Source organism: Aureispira sp. CCB-QB1 (assembly GCF_000724545.1).
Taxonomy (GTDB): domain Bacteria; phylum Bacteroidota; class Bacteroidia; order Chitinophagales; family Saprospiraceae; genus Aureispira.
In genome coordinates this window covers 36,656-51,732 of record NZ_JHBV01000012.1, presented here as the reverse complement: position 1 = coordinate 51,732, position 15,077 = coordinate 36,656, and the positions used below count along the sequence as shown (strand labels likewise).

Sequence of the window (15,077 nt, the reverse complement as noted above, 5' to 3'; positions counted from 1 at the left end):
GTAGCGAAGTTGGAAGCAGAAATGAAAGCAAAAGCGGCAGCAGAACGTCAAGCGAAGTTGGAAGCAGAAATGAAAGCAAAAGCGGCAGCAGAACGTCAAGCGAAGTTGGAAGCAGAAATGAAAGCAAAAGCGGCGGCAGAACGCCAAGCGAAGTTGGAAGCAGAAATGAAAGCAAAAGCAGCAGCAGAACGTCAAGCGAAGTTGGAGGCAAAATTAGCTGCTGAAAATGCGCAATTGGGAAAAACCTATCAGTATCACCAAGTCAAAAATGGTGAAACAATATTGCAAATTGCTGCAAAATATAATGTTTCGGTAAGTGATCTCCAAACTTTGAATAATATCTCTACTCAAACTATCCTTAGAAAAGGAATGGAGTTGAAAATTAGAAAGAAGTAGATGGATGCCTTGACAAGCTTCAACGTGCAAGTTATTCAACAAAAATTAAACATATCTTAATGTGAAAAAGAGGTGTCTTGTGATGCCTCTTTTTTATTTTGCAATATAAACTTGAATATTATTTATTCTTTTTCAAAAAAAGAATTAAATTGGTGTATATCTAATCTTTTAGTAGTTCAATGATTTGTTCATGATACTTATAAGTATTGTCTCTTGTACAATTTGTATAAGTCGGGTAGATGGCTCTTTCTAGAGTAAACACAAACAAAATACTTATGAAAAAAAAAGAATTAAAATATACAAAATTATTTTATGTTGACTCATTTTTTTATCTTGTAGCTTGCTGATTTTTAGAGCTTAATAGGTTTTGAATTGTGTTAATGTGATTTTAGTAGATAATTTGGTCTACCTAAAAGAGATAGTTCATTCGTAGCTAGCTTTAGCAAGAGTTAATAAGCCACCACAAAGCGACACTGCACAACACGCTTCTGTGAGCAAGAACCACAACTTTATCGAAGATTCTATAGAAGATATAACTATTATTATTATTAAAACGGTGTGCCCAAGATATTGTAAACTGTTATGAGATGTACCCTAATGCTCTTTTGTTTTTACTGCCTTTGTTTATCAACTGAGTCACTAGCTCAAGACAAAGTAGAGCTATTCAATAATTTGGAACAAATTGGCGCTTTTCAAACATTGAATAAGACATTTGATGTAAAAACAGGAGAGGAGCTTATTGTGACTGTTACACCAATGAAAGGAAAACTAGGAAAGCTAGTAATTGATATTCCTGGTTCTAATTTTCAGTATGTTAATAAAAAACTAGTGAAGCTAGATCGTGAAAGAATTCGAGTGGCTCAATCTGGTACCTATGTATTTCATTTTGTTAATAGTGATATTAGCAAAAAAGAATTAGATATAAAAATTTATAAACAACGTAGTACAGTCAATAAAGATACCATCATTTTAGATGATGTTATTTTTTCTTCTTTTAGAGATACCATCAAACAATATAGAGACGATACTATTCCAGTGCCTGATTTGGCAGAATATGAATTTGTATTGAGTCCTGCTATGAATTATAGTGCTGTTAGTGATTCTATTATTTTTGAAGAGCTATTAAAAGACGAAAATACAGAATATCAATATGCTGCTTATTGGATTGGAATAGGAAGCGAATCGATTGCTGCGTATAACAAACTCAAAAATAGTCCTCCTCCAAGTTGGAGTATTGCGGGGATTAATGAACCTTTAATGGCGTACGGCTTGGGCATAACAGATTTGCTCCCGTTTAGCTCATCATCTATCTCTAGAGATGTTATGTTCAAGTTTATGAATCCTGAAAAGTATAATAATACCGATAAAAAACCGAGATTAACTCGTAAGGATAAACGAGCAGATTTCTTTGGTAGAATTCCAATTAGTAGTGCTAGTAAATATAGAGAGTTGTTGTTGAGTATTCGCAATTTTAATACAACAACAGGAGTGCCAGTATACGTTAAATTTGCTAAATTTAAATTGGATAGAATTTATTACAACGAATACATTATAAGGGAACGAGTCCAAGAAATTTTTAGAGAAAAGACCCTAGAAGTATTGGCGCCAGAGGAGGGGTAAAATGTTGCCATAACGCTTGATTTCTTTTTAACAATTAATCCCAAAGAGTATTCATTTAAAAAATACGATGTGAAACATAATACTGCAACATATTATTTGAGCTGTGTCCTTAGTGTACTAATGTTATTGCTCTTTTATGTAGAACCGATTCCTGCACAAAAAATTCAAAATAGAGTTAAAAATGCAGCAAAACGTAAAACAGCAGAGAAAATAAGTGAATTAAAATCGACAGGAAGAGTTCAAGTCAATTCTACCAAAAGAGCGTTAAAAAATTCATTAAAGGGAGGGAAGCCCGGAATTGGTCCAGGTTCGGAAGCAACATTGGATGAATTAATAGAAGACAAAGAAACAAGAGAGAGTTTAACCGATAATACGAATAGAAGTCGTTATGTTGAGTTATTTGGAGAGTGGACAACAATGCCTAGTGATGCAGAGTTGCTAGCTAGAGCCAAACTAAAGGCAATACAAGATTCTTTGAATAATATCGACCGAAAATACTTTCGAGTTACTAAAAATATTTGGGATGATAGTCGCCCTATGATCATTTTTGGCTGGCATCCTTATTGGTTGGGAGATATTTACAAGGGCTACGATTATGATATGTTTAATGTAGTTGCTTATTATTCTTACGACATCAACCCTGAAAGTGGTGCGCCACAGAATCCTGCGGCAATGACTAGTTTTATGACAGGAGAATTTGTTCGTACGGCTCATGACAAAAATTGTAGCGCATTATTGTCAGTAAGTTGCCATGGAGAACAAAATGTTACCCGCTTTTTGAGTCAAAACATTCCTGCACAACAACGATTCATGGATTCTATTCTTTTTATTTTAGATTCTACGAATGCAGATGGAATTGAAATAAATTTTGAAGGAGTCAATGCCAATACAAAAGATGAATTTTCTAAATTTATACGAATATTATCAACAACTTTAACAGGGGCTAGAGGAGATACTAGTTTTGTATTTTTGAGTGTGCCTGCTTATGATCCTGATAATGTTTATAACGTAGCAGAGCTACAAAATTTTGTCGATATTTTTGTTGTCAAAGGATTTGACTTTCAAGAGACACCAAATGGGTTGAAAAAGATGCCAACGGCACCACTAAATTATAGTCCATTAACTTCTGCACCCGATTTGAGAACAGCTGTTGATCGATATATTGCCGACTTAGGACCCATATATAGTGCTCGTTTAATTTTGGCACTACCGTATTATGGAACACGATGGGTAACGGACGGAATCACAGAAGAGATATTGGATATGCAAGCCATTACTTATAATGACCTCCAATTTGAATTTGTGATGCAAATTGACAACTACCAAAAATTTCCAGGGGCAAGATTGCGGTACGATAGCATACAAACTTCATATGTGTTTAGTTATTATGATTATTATGGAGTCGATACGGCACTTGGAGACATCCCTGCTGATGTAACAATCTATTTTGATGATAGTTTGAGTCTTCAGAAAAAATATCGCTATTTGATGGATGCAAGATTAGGCGGTGTTGGAATTCAGTTTTTAGGTAATGACGCAGGGTTTCAGCATTTGGAAACGATGCTTTCTAATGAGTTTATGGAAATCGTTGAACCACAAAACGAAAAGTTGGCAGAGGTCTATGAAAAAAGCAATACTTTTCGCCAAAATTCTATTTATGCATTGGTTGTATTGCTCTATCTAGCTATTTTTCTGGCTATTGGCTTGTGTGCGGCACTATTTAATCGCCAAGTTCGTCAAGCGTTGTTTGACAATGGACGATTTAGAATTGGATATATGCTGTTCTTTACCTTTTTAATGTTGCTTGTTGGAGGCTATATGGGCTTATTTGAAGGCACAACCATACCATTACTTGTAGGAGTGATTTTTGGGGCGATTGTGAGTTGGGCAGGTTGGAAGTATGTTTCTCAAAAAAAGTCATTAACTCCCTAATTAGTCGAATTGAGGCTAGCACATAGAAGCCCATACTATATTAATACCGAATATGAAACAATCAATAATATCTCATTTTTCAGCACAACTGCTGCTTTGGACATTGTTCCTTTGTTGTTGTCAAACTAGCCTTTGGGGACAATTATGGGGAGATGAACTAGACTCTATCGAACGAGTTCAGCTAGAAAAAAGACAGGTTTTAAAAGCGACACCACCCATACAGGAACGTGTAGATCACAAAATTAATGAGCACCGCTTGTTGATGCTTGCTTACGAATGGTGGGAATTGCCTACCAACATAGAACAAACACGCATTGACAAGGCTTTGGATAGTCGTTATGAGCCTTATAATACTAGTCTTGAAAACTCAGATTGGAGAAATAAAAGAGGCGTCTTTTATAGAAGTAACAATAAAATACTTCCCAAACAAAACTTAACGGTAATGGGCTGGCATCCTTACTGGAAAGGGGATACTTACAAGACTTATAACTATAGGTTGTTAACGCATTTGGCTTACTTTGGCTATGAAGTTAATCCATTTACAGGAGGTTACACTAGCTTTGAGGCAATTGAAGAACTAATGAGTAGCGATTTGATTATGACCGCTCATTTAGATACTTGCAAAGTGTTATTGACAGTAAGCAATAGAGGGTATAGCAATAATGAAATATTTTTTACTAGTGAGCCAGATGTTCAGCGCAATTTAATAGATAGTTTAAAAAGTATTTTGTTACGCTCTGGAGCGGATGGAATTGATTTGAACTTTGAAGATGTTCCAATTACACAGAAAGCGAATTTCATGGACTTTGTTAAGGAGCTTTCTTTTGCTATTAGAGAAGATAACAACGACTATGTAATTAGTATGTCTGTGCCTTTGTATGATCGTGATAATGTATATGATTTGCCTCAATTAAAGCCATGGATTGATTTATTTGTCATCAATAGTTTTAATTTTCACATTCAGCCAACACAATTGCACGAAGGTCCTTTGACGCCATTGACGGACTATGATGCTTCTATTAGAGGAACAGTATGTTTGTATAAACTGTACACTACCTTAGATGAATTATTGGCTGTTCCTTATGATATTACAGACGTCGTTTTGGAGCATGATGAAGTATATGAAAGTCGATTGAGAGATTCGTTGAATTACTACATCCAACGCACTTATCAAAATCTAGAATATGAGCCATATGATATTACCGATATTCTAAACACAATCAAAATTACAAAAGATATGGATGGTCGCCCTTTGTGGCAAGATTATCAAATTAATCGTTTGTTGAGAAAAACGAATTGTGTAGGGATGTTGTCGCAATATTCAAAAGCGGCTAAAGATAATGAAAATGTTGGCTTCTTTATTTTTAAGCCCAAGCGAGATACATTGGTCTTTAAAGAGTTGGATCTTTTTAAGAATATTGCCATTCGAGCAGAAGTAGATTCCCAACAAATGGATTTGAATAAAATGATTGAGCTTTTTAAAGCAAAAATTGGCTACGATCATATTGGTAGTTTGGTTTTGGGATTGCCTTATCATGGAGCCGTTTGGTACAAAGATAGAGCAGGCAAAAAAGATTTTGAAGGTTATATGCCTTACAGCGAAATCTTGCGCTTGGCAGAAAAAGGTAGAGCCAGTATCGACTATGACAAAGGGACGCATTCTATGGAAGCAACCGTTCGAGATACACTAGGAGGAGTCTACAAGATTTATTTTGATAATTCTACCTCGTTGGGGCGAAAGTTTGATTTTGCAGTTGACCAAGGAATGGGGGGAGTTGGTCTGTGGGCTTTGGGAGCAGATTATGCGCACACAGATTTGTGGTCTACAATAGAAGAAAGCTTTGTTAAAAGAAAAGTTTGGAACCACAAAAAAGGGAAGTATACAAGAATAAGTGTTGATAAAGAAAATAAAATTAATTATACCATTCAATACTTATTGAAGCGATTTAGTCATCTCATTTTTGCCACCTTATTTTTGATCACCATTTTCATCTGTATTAGTTTCTGTTTCTCAGTATTGGATTGGAAGGTGCGAGATGTATTGTTTTATAGTGGTGCCTTTCGAATTTTTTATCTAGTTGTCTTTACAATTGTACTGTTAGTAGTTGGAAATTGGTTGGGGTGGTTCCAAAATAGAATGATTACGTTTGCTATAGGAACAGGCTTGGGATTACTATTGACTTGGGTGGCGTCCAATTTGGTAGCCAATAAACACAAGGAGTTGCCTTAGTACATTGCAAAAACACAAGGAGTTTGTTTTTCAGAATACGAATTACCGAGCGTGTTGAGAAAAAACTTTGAAATCGATCAAGTCGAGAAAAGAACCACTATTTTTAAATAAAAAAGGATAACAATGGGAAAGGTAATTGCCCGAGAATTTATTTGGCTGTTTGTTGGTCTAATTGCAGCTATTCCATTAGGGATTGTGTTTTTGTGGTTTTTCGGAACGACAAATGAAATAATTAATTTACCAGAGATTCGAAAGAACTATATCTTTTGGTTATATTTAATAGGATATCTAACTTCTTTTGTTGGAATCTATATTATCCGTTTTGTATCAATGGCTTTGAAAACCTTGACAGCACCTGAAACGGAAGAAGAAGAGGAGTAAATCTGAAATTTCTATTAAATTAGTTCAACTAGATTCAGGGGAGTTCGGTTTGTCTTGCGACAAAAGAATAGAAACGACAAAAAGAATAGCTGAACTATTTTCTAATTAGTTTTAATATCTAATGATTCACGACACAATTGCAGCTATTGCAGGGGAACTTAATCGTTTTTTGCAATCCAAACATAATATTACAGAAGAAAAGGTTGTCATGTCTAACATTGTCAATTTAGATGGTAGTGTGGCTGTTCAAGAACCCGATAAAATTGTTATGACCTTGGCCAATATCGAAATGGATAAAAGCCAAAGTAATGTGGGGGGGTACAAACAGACGGGAAGAGGAAGTTTTCAAAAATTTAATCCACCCATTAATATTAATATAACTGTTTTGTTTTCTGCTTATTTTACAAGTGAAAATTATTTGGAGGGACTTAAATTTATAACTTCTGTCATTGCTTTTTTTCAATCTAGAGCAGGAAGTTTTAACAACCAAAATACGCCTGCAATCAACGGAATCGTTGATCGTCTTCAAGCAGAGTTAATTACAATGGAAACAAGAGACTTGGGGAATTTTTGGGGAATTATGGGGTCTAAATATTTACCCTCTGTGGTATATAAAATAAAGACACTGCCCATCAAACATGATCTTATCTTTCCAGATATTCCTGTTATCAAAAAAACATAAATTTTTTTGCTTGATAATGGTAATGTTTATTAACAAAGAAGCATATAAAATAGAGAAATCTAATGGCTAAAATTAAAAGAAATAAAAAAAGCAAATTTCCTCAAATGAAATTGGAACTGTTGGCACAGTTTCAAGAGCTTCTTGATGTTCAAATTAAGCATGATTTTTTTGAAGAAGGAGTCTTTCCCGCAGGAAAAGTTAGATTGACACCAACAGAAGGAACCCTGAAAGAATTGGCACGTAATGGACTACAATACCGATCTATGGCCAGTGGTTTTATGTTGGGCTATGCCTCGACAGATTCTTATACACCAATTGCCGATATTGAAAAACCAGTTCATCTTTCTATTTTGTTAGATGTTGTTGATCAGCGATTTTTGAACTATACCGATCTGCCGTTTGAGTTTGATGATAACACCATCTTTTATTTTAATAATAAGAGTTTAGAAAAAGACGATACAGAACATAAGAACTTATCTCTAAATCAATACGTAACACCAGAAGATAAGGTAGAAATTTGTAGTTCTATCATTATTTACGATTTTGACGAAGAACAATATGGAACCGAAGTACAGGTAATGAACGCTTTGGAAGAAATTGTATTTGAAGAAATTTTAGAAGATGGAGCTGTCTCTTGTGAAATTTCTTTATTGGGAGAACCCGAGGGCAAATACTCTATTCTTATTGACGGTCTGGAAGAAAAATCCTTTTACTTGTACACTGGATTGAAAAAAATCTTTGGAGTGATTGATATTATTATTGACAAAGATGATTTTAGTGATTATGCTTTGTTTGATGATGATGGAGGCTTGGTATCACAAGTGTATAATATTCGATTTGGTGCTCGTTCTGTTCGTTGGCAATATGTTTTGATAGAAAATGGCAATGACCAGATGCATCGAGAACCTGAAATCTATGATACCAATAGAGCCGAAGGTTATGTTCCAATGTCTTTTGAGGAGCCAGAAACGGTCGCTTTGGACGGAGGAAAAGAAGTATTTCATATTTGGACAATGGAACCAATTGCCTTTAAAGAAAAACAGCTAGAAAAGTTCAAATTAAAGACAAAAAGAGGCAAAAGCGGCGTAGAGTGGATTGTTCAATTGCCCTGTGCATCGGCACTTGGGAACTTAAAAGTAAATTTATTAGACAAATCTGAGGTTTATTCAGAATTAATAGTATATTTGTAGGGAGTATTACAAATGATATAATGTAATTGTATATAAATGTAATACTAGAATTTAAAACTTATTAAATCAACTAAATTTAAACAAATTTAATCATGGCAAAACAATATGCAACACCCGGTGTGTATATCGAAGAGAAAAGTGCCTTTTCCAACTCTGTAGTTTCTGTAGCAACTGCAGTACCTGCTTTTATTGGGTATACTCAAAAAGCAGCAGCTGGTAAAAAAGACTTGACGAATGTTCCAATGCGAATTACTTCTATGGTGGAGTACATTAGCTTTTTTGGAGGAGCGCCAACAACTCAATTTACAATCGAAGCTGATGACAATAACTACAGCTTAGACGTAGAAGGAGAAACTAACTACAACTTGTTCCGCAGCTTGCAATTATTCTTTGCAAACGGAGGTGGTGCTTGTTACATCGTATCAGTAGGTAACTATACTGGTGGTGTGAAAGCTTCTGCTTTGATCGGTGCAGAAAATGGAGGTGGTATTACTGCTTTGTTGAAAGAGCAAGAGCCTACATTGGTTGTAATTCCAGATGCAGTATTACTAGAGGAAGGAGATTGTGCTTCTGTTCAACAAGCAATGATCAAACATTGTGGTGCGGATACTCGTAGCCGTTTTGCAATTTTGGACGTATGGAATGGTCACCAAGCTAGAACATTGTTGGATGACGATGTTGTAACTGCTGCTCGTACAGCATATGGTGGAAATTTCTTGGATTTTGGTGCAGCTTACTACCCTTGGTTGAACGCTACTGTTGTAAGTGCTGACGACTTGAGCTACAAAAACATTAGCAATGCTGATGGGCTTATCGACATCTTGAACAGTGAAGTTGACGAAAATGTAGCTGCTGGTTATGTAAAAGAAGAAAAAGGTGACATGATCAAAGAAGAGATCGCTAAGATTTCTGATGATGATGCTAACGCTACTGCTGTAAGCAACTTGTTGAAAGCAGTTAGTCCTATCTATAATGATATTTTAGGCCAAATGAAGGAGGCTCTTAACGTTCTTCCTCCATCTGGTGCTGTTGCTGGTATCTATGCATTGGTAGATAGCTCTGTGGGAGTTCACAAAGCACCTGCAAATGTAAGTGTATCGGCTGTTACTGGTCCTACAGTAAATGTTAATGCTGAGGAGCAAGAAAATTTGAACTTACCATTGAGCGGTAAAGCAGTTAATGCAATCCGTCCATTTGTTGGTAAAGGTACTTTAGTATGGGGTGCTCGTACTCTTGATGGAAACAGTGGAGACTGGAGATACATCAACGTACGTCGTACAATGATTATGTTAGAACAATCTATCAAGTTTGCTTGTGAGCCTTATGTGTTCCGTCCAAATGATAGCAACACTTGGTTGGCTGTTAGAACAATGATTTCTAACTTCTTACGTAATCAATGGCAAAGTGGTGCATTAGTAGGAAATAGCGAAGCAGAAGCTTATGCTGTAGATTGTGGTCTAGGAACTACAATGACTCCTCAAGATGTACTAGATGGTTACATGAAAGTATCTGTTAAAGTAGCAATCTCTCGCCCTGCCGAGTTTATTGTAATCTCTTTCCAACAAAAAATGCCTGGTGGCGAATAGACTCTAGTCAATTAAATTAGAAGTCGAACACATCAAAGCATGATTTGGTTTTAGTAAAAAATATTTAAAAAAAAAGATTTAAACTTTATATATTATGAGTGATTATAGTGGAACTTCGGTCAATCCATTCGAATGGCCATTAGTTAAATTCTCTTTCCGTGTAACTATCGACGGACTTCCTGAATTAGGTTTCCAAACTGTTGAAGGACTAGAGTCTGAAATAACTGCTATAGAGTACCGCATGGGGAACTCTGATTTCCTTTTCAAATCTAAGAGACCAGGTATGGTTTCATTCAGTAACGTTACTTTCAAGAAAGGTGAATTTTTGGGTGATGCTAACTTAAAAGATTGGTGGCACATGTACGCTTGGGAGCACACAACTAACCGTAACGAGCGTAAAGAAATCTTGATTGAGCTTTTGGATGAAGCAAGTGACGTAATGATGACTTGGACACTTTATGGTGCTTTCCCTGTTAAATTTACTCCAACTAGCTTGGATGCTGAAGCAGATTCTGAAGTTGCTTTCGAAGAACTTGAGGTTGCTATCGAATCTTTCGTTCTAGAAAAAGGATCTTAAGAATAATTAATATTGCAAAAGTTATTCAGTATGCAATCAATAGGCATATGTTAACTTTAAAATGCAATTTTAATCTTAAGTTAATTTTATAAAAATTATTGTTCCTTGATTATTTATAATGTTTTCCTAAAAACAGCATTAATCGTAGATAATCAATACATATAAGAATAATTTATTGACCTAGTAGAATCCATTTTCTGCTAGGTCAATTTTTTATTTGTATTATTCGAATAAGTTTTGTACTTTAGAGTTACTTGATTTTTCTAATTTGAATGCCCTCCTAAATTAGGTTTGTATTTGACATTTGAATATCATTTTCTTTGTTTTCAATGTTTTGAAATTCCCTATAATATGGCAAAAAAAGTATCTAATAGTAATAACAACCCCCACTTAAATGCTGATGGAGTGGGAGACCTATCTCATTTAAATCCTACGAATACAAATCCTGTTAGCAAGATTGGAGATTTGTCTCATCTACAAATTTCTGCTGTTGGGCAAAACCAAATTAAGCAGGTAAATACAGGAGGAAATTTGTCACACAATGAATGGCCATTAACCAAATTTGCTTTTGAAATCAACATAGGAGGCTTTACGGGCAATGTGTCCTTTCAAGGAATGGATGGAATGGGAGCCACAATCGCAACCATGAAGTTTAGGGATGGCAACTCAAACAAATTTTATGAACAAAGTCGACCTACCTTAACTTCTTATGATCCCGTAACCTTAAAAAAAGGTATGTTTTCGGGAGATACAGATCTTTTTGATTGGTTTTCTAATGTATCGCAAGGCTCTATGTTTAGCGACATGAGAACTGTCACCATCAATTTGTCAGAACTAACAGGAGGAGGACGAACACATATGTTTACTTGGACGCTAGAAAAGGCTTTTGTGACCAAATTTACACCCTCTAATTTAGACGGTGAGGCAGAGAGTGAAATAGCTATTGAAGAAGTAGAGCTAACGTATCAATCTTTTTCAATGAATGCTGGTTCAGGTCTTCTTGGTTCTGTCTTAGGCGGTATTGGAAGTATCGTAGGCGGTGCTGTAGGAGGCGCAATCGGTGGTGCCATTGGTGGTGCTGTATCTAAAATTTTCTAATCTAATAATAGCATCCATTCATTTCCTATAATCAATAGCGTTTTTTGATTAGAAGAAATGCAAATAGCTGATAACATCAAGTATTCTATTGATAAGCAGCTTCTAAAAGATACGATTAACAATCAATAAGTTATGGACTTACTATCGAATATAGTTGGCTTCATGAATGAACCGATTCCGAGTTTTTTCTTTGAAGTCTTATTTTTTGAAAGATCAGATTCCTTCTCGTTTAAGACGATGTCAATTTCTGCTTCTTTAGCATTGCAAGCATTAGACCCAATGGCTACTGCTTTTTCAGATGTACAAGGATTAAAAATGAGTTTTGCAACAACTCCTTTAAATGAAGCAGGTTGGTCTACTCCAAGACCTTCTTTTGATAAAATTGATAACGATGAGTTGGTACTGCAACGCTATTTGAGACCTCGTCATATTGGAGTAATGGGATTCTCATTAGATCCTACTAGTGAATGGTGCCAAAAGACAATGTCCTCTGCTAAAACTTGGGAAGAGAAAATAGAAGTGAAAGATATTATGATTTGTATCTATCACCCTATGATTCAAAATCCATTACCGATTGGTCCTTCCTCTTTTCCTGTAGCAGGATTTTTGATTCACGAGGCTTTTCCAACAAGTTGGGAAATTTCTGATTTGAGCTCAACATCTGGAGATGCACCAATTAAGGAAACCATCAAGTTTAAGTATACAGAAATTGAACGTTTAGAAATTCCTCCATCCTAATTTTTTATCTAAATAAATATATACTACTATGTCTATTTCAATTAAAAAATTGCTGTTTAATACAAAAATTAATAAAAAAAGTAAAGGCGGCTCTAAAGATGCTACCGAAGGTGGTGGCGGTGGTGCAATGTCTAAATTAGAAAAAGAGGAACTAATTCAAGAGTGCTTGGATAAAGTTCGAGATATGATAGAATACGAATTGAAACCTTAAATTGTTTTGTGGTAGATCGAAATGGCAATGATATTGGCACAAAGATTTATAAATAAGGTTTAATTTTTTTAGCGTTTAAATACTTGAGGACTATTATTAGTACTTAAAATAAAACGCAACTAATATTTATTATAAAAATAGAATGGCTGATTCTCCTATAAAAAAACTCGGTAGCGGGGTTATTAACCTCGAAGTTACAGTAGATGGTACGAAACTTCCTGATGCTATGCTTGTGTTAGAGACAGAGGTTGTTAAGGAAATTAATAAGATACCTTATGCTAGAGTGGTTATTTTTGATGGCGATTCTAGAGAGCAAACCTTTCCTCAAAGTGAAGAAAGTATGTTTGAACCAGGGGCTGAAATAGAAATTAAAGTATCTCATGACCCTTCGTCAACGATGGAAAGTATCTACAAAGGCTTAATCGTAGAGCATGGGATTAAATTGAATCGAAATGGTTCTTCTTGTTTGACACTAATTTGTCGAGATGAAGCATTGGCATTAACTGTTGGGCGTAGAAATATGATTTTTTATGACCAAAAAGACTCTGATATCATTTCTGCAATAATTAAAGATTCTGGTATCAAATCCAAAGCAACTGTAGAAGCAACTAAGGCAACACACAAAAAATTGATACAATATTATTGTACCAATTGGGACTTTATTCAAGCTAGAGCGGATGCGAATAGCTTGGTTACCATTGTTAACGATGGAGAGATTAATATAAAAAAACCAACTGTATCCGAAAAAACAGATATTTCAATTACTTATGGTGTTGATTTGATGGAAATGGACTTGAAAATTCATTCTTCACACCAATATGAAGAAGTTCAAGCAAATTTTTGGGATCATACAACACAAGCTATTGAAAATACAGCAGGAACAAAACCAACAACGAATAAACAAGGTGACATTGACAGTGCTAAATTATCAAGTGTCTTAAAGCCAAAAGAGTTGGTGCATTCGTCAGCACCTATAACAAAGGATTTTATTCAATCTTGGGCAGACTCGGTTTATCAACGTGGTCATCTGTCAAGAATTCGAGGTCGAGTTAAGTTTGTTGGATCTGAGAAAATAGAGGTTGGGAAAGTGGTAGAATTAGTTGGCTTTGGTTCTCGTTTTAATGGAGATGCCTATATAGGAAAAGTACGCCATACTATTAAAAATGCTCAATGGTTGACAGAAGTGGAGTTGGGCTTACCTGAAAAACCACATTTAGAAAAATATCCTTCTGCTAGCCCTTTGGGGGCAGGTGGTGCTTTGCCTGCGATTAATGGGTTACAACATGGTGTTGTTATACAGGTTAATGATGACCCTGATGGAGAATATAGAGTCTTGGTCAATATCCCAATTATTGACAATCTAGAAGGTGAAGGTGTTTGGGCTAGAGTCTCACAGCTCTACGCTACTGAAGATTGTGGAATGGTTATTTTTCCCGAAGTAGGTGATGAGGTAGTCTTAGGTTTCTTTGATAATGACCCAACATACCCTGTTATACTTGGTTCTATGTATAGTAGTAAGCGAAAAATTACAACTGAAGAATCGCACGACCCTACTGATGTGAATCATATGAAAGCGCTTTCTTTCAATAAAGGAAAGTTGCGCATGGAGTTTTTTGATGAACCAGGTAAGAATATATACAAGGTATTTACAGAGGATAAAATGATGATTCAAATTGATGATGATAAAGATACCATCACAATTGATGACCCTGTTAATAAAAATAATATCTTGTTGGATTCCAAGGGAGTAACGATGACGGTAGATCAAGATTTGACGATTGATGTTACTGGAGATATCAAAATTACAGCAGGAAAAGGTATTGCTATGGAAGCAACAAATGATATTACTGGAAAAGGGATGAATGTTAAGTTTGAAGCACAAACAAACTTTGAGGCAAAGGGAACCGCTGCATTTAAAGCAGAAGGTGCTCAGTTTGAGGTCAAAGGTTCTGGAATGGGAACAGTAGATGGTGGTGGAATGTTAACGGTTAAAGGGGGGATGGTTATGATTAACTAATCATCTGTTTTGAAACAGTGTATTATAAGTATCAATGAAAAAATATTCTTTAATAAAAAATAAATAAAACTATGGCGCCTCCAGCATCAAGATTAACAGATATGCACGTTTGCCCAATGGTTACAGGAACAGTACCTCATGTTGGTGGTCCAATTTCAGGACCTGGTTGCCCAACGGTTATGATTGGTAAATTACCTGCTGCATTGGTTGGAGATATGTGTGTGTGTACCGGTCCCCCAGATACGATTGCAATGGGGTCTACGACTGTTTTAATAGGTGGTATGCCTGCTGCTCGGTTGGGAGATACTTGTGCACATGGTGGTTCTATCGTTTTGGGTGAATTTACTGTAATGATAGGCTAAATATAAACGTTTCGTGTAAATTTAGAATCCTCTTTTAGGCTTGGCTTAAAAGAGGAT

Annotated in this window: 14 protein-coding genes; all 14 read left to right on the top strand. The window is 35.6% G+C overall.

Features of this window, described 5'->3' with window-relative positions:
* A partial coding sequence (locus tag CG11_RS29705; RefSeq protein ID WP_156039660.1) for a LysM domain-containing protein occupies positions 1-396 on the top strand: 396 nt, incomplete at its 5' end.
* Positions 397-1,095: 699 nt separating this feature from the next.
* Entirely contained in the window at positions 1,096-2,016 is a 921-nt protein-coding gene (locus CG11_RS04745; protein ID WP_156039659.1) for a hypothetical protein, read from the top strand.
* Positions 2,017-2,085: 69 nt separating this feature from the next.
* Positions 2,086-3,948 (top strand): glycosyl hydrolase family 18 protein, encoded by a 1,863-nt coding sequence (locus CG11_RS04740; protein ID WP_156039658.1) that lies wholly within the window; start codon positions 2,086-2,088, stop codon positions 3,946-3,948.
* Positions 3,949-4,000: 52 nt separating this feature from the next.
* Complete coding sequence (locus CG11_RS04735) at positions 4,001-6,178, top strand: glycosyl hydrolase family 18 protein (protein WP_052593673.1); 2,178 nt, start codon at positions 4,001-4,003, stop codon at positions 6,176-6,178.
* Between the two features lie 123 nt (positions 6,179-6,301).
* Entirely contained in the window at positions 6,302-6,559 is a 258-nt protein-coding gene (locus CG11_RS04730) for a hypothetical protein (RefSeq protein WP_052593671.1), read from the top strand.
* Between the two features lie 121 nt (positions 6,560-6,680).
* Positions 6,681-7,241: a DUF4255 domain-containing protein gene (locus CG11_RS04725; protein ID WP_052593670.1), complete on the top strand. Its 561-nt coding sequence runs from the start codon at positions 6,681-6,683 to the stop codon at positions 7,239-7,241.
* A gap of 62 nt (positions 7,242-7,303) precedes the next feature.
* Positions 7,304-8,431, top strand: coding sequence for a hypothetical protein (locus CG11_RS04720; RefSeq protein ID WP_052593668.1), 1,128 nt, complete (start codon positions 7,304-7,306; stop codon positions 8,429-8,431).
* A gap of 92 nt (positions 8,432-8,523) precedes the next feature.
* Positions 8,524-10,017, top strand: coding sequence for a phage tail sheath C-terminal domain-containing protein (locus CG11_RS04715; RefSeq protein WP_052593666.1), 1,494 nt, complete (start codon positions 8,524-8,526; stop codon positions 10,015-10,017).
* A 94-nt stretch (positions 10,018-10,111) separates the two neighbouring features.
* Positions 10,112-10,594, top strand: coding sequence for a phage tail protein (locus tag CG11_RS04710; protein WP_052593663.1), 483 nt, complete (start codon positions 10,112-10,114; stop codon positions 10,592-10,594).
* A 351-nt stretch (positions 10,595-10,945) separates the two neighbouring features.
* On the top strand, positions 10,946-11,692 hold the full coding sequence (locus tag CG11_RS04705; RefSeq protein ID WP_052593661.1) for a phage tail protein: 747 nt from the start codon (positions 10,946-10,948) through the stop codon (positions 11,690-11,692).
* Between the two features lie 132 nt (positions 11,693-11,824).
* Positions 11,825-12,430: a phage tail protein gene (locus tag CG11_RS04700; RefSeq protein ID WP_081909457.1), complete on the top strand. Its 606-nt coding sequence runs from the start codon at positions 11,825-11,827 to the stop codon at positions 12,428-12,430.
* A gap of 28 nt (positions 12,431-12,458) precedes the next feature.
* Positions 12,459-12,641, top strand: coding sequence for a hypothetical protein (locus tag CG11_RS04695; RefSeq protein WP_052593658.1), 183 nt, complete (start codon positions 12,459-12,461; stop codon positions 12,639-12,641).
* A 142-nt stretch (positions 12,642-12,783) separates the two neighbouring features.
* Entirely contained in the window at positions 12,784-14,658 is a 1,875-nt protein-coding gene (gene vgrG / locus CG11_RS04690) for a type VI secretion system tip protein VgrG (protein ID WP_052593656.1), read from the top strand.
* A 71-nt stretch (positions 14,659-14,729) separates the two neighbouring features.
* Positions 14,730-15,020, top strand: coding sequence for a PAAR domain-containing protein (locus CG11_RS04685; RefSeq protein ID WP_052593654.1), 291 nt, complete (start codon positions 14,730-14,732; stop codon positions 15,018-15,020).
* Positions 15,021-15,077: the final 57 nt, after the last annotated feature.

Excerpts from the sequence above, each read along its gene's own strand:
- CG11_RS04725 (WP_052593670.1), top strand. The coding sequence starts at position 6,681 with ATGATTCACGACACAATTGCAGCTATTGCAGGGGAACTTAATCGTTTT.
- CG11_RS04700 (WP_081909457.1), top strand. The coding sequence starts at position 11,825 with ATGGACTTACTATCGAATATAGTTGGCTTCATGAATGAACCGATTCCG.
- vgrG (WP_052593656.1), top strand. The coding sequence starts at position 12,784 with ATGGCTGATTCTCCTATAAAAAAACTCGGTAGCGGGGTTATTAACCTC.
- CG11_RS04735 (WP_052593673.1), top strand. The coding sequence starts at position 4,001 with ATGAAACAATCAATAATATCTCATTTTTCAGCACAACTGCTGCTTTGG.
- CG11_RS04710 (WP_052593663.1), top strand. The coding sequence starts at position 10,112 with ATGAGTGATTATAGTGGAACTTCGGTCAATCCATTCGAATGGCCATTA.
- CG11_RS04685 (WP_052593654.1), top strand. The coding sequence starts at position 14,730 with ATGGCGCCTCCAGCATCAAGATTAACAGATATGCACGTTTGCCCAATG.
- CG11_RS04705 (WP_052593661.1), top strand. The coding sequence starts at position 10,946 with ATGGCAAAAAAAGTATCTAATAGTAATAACAACCCCCACTTAAATGCT.
- CG11_RS04730 (WP_052593671.1), top strand. The coding sequence starts at position 6,302 with ATGGGAAAGGTAATTGCCCGAGAATTTATTTGGCTGTTTGTTGGTCTA.
- CG11_RS04695 (WP_052593658.1), top strand. The coding sequence starts at position 12,459 with ATGTCTATTTCAATTAAAAAATTGCTGTTTAATACAAAAATTAATAAA.
- CG11_RS04720 (WP_052593668.1), top strand. The coding sequence starts at position 7,304 with ATGGCTAAAATTAAAAGAAATAAAAAAAGCAAATTTCCTCAAATGAAA.
- CG11_RS04715 (WP_052593666.1), top strand. The coding sequence starts at position 8,524 with ATGGCAAAACAATATGCAACACCCGGTGTGTATATCGAAGAGAAAAGT.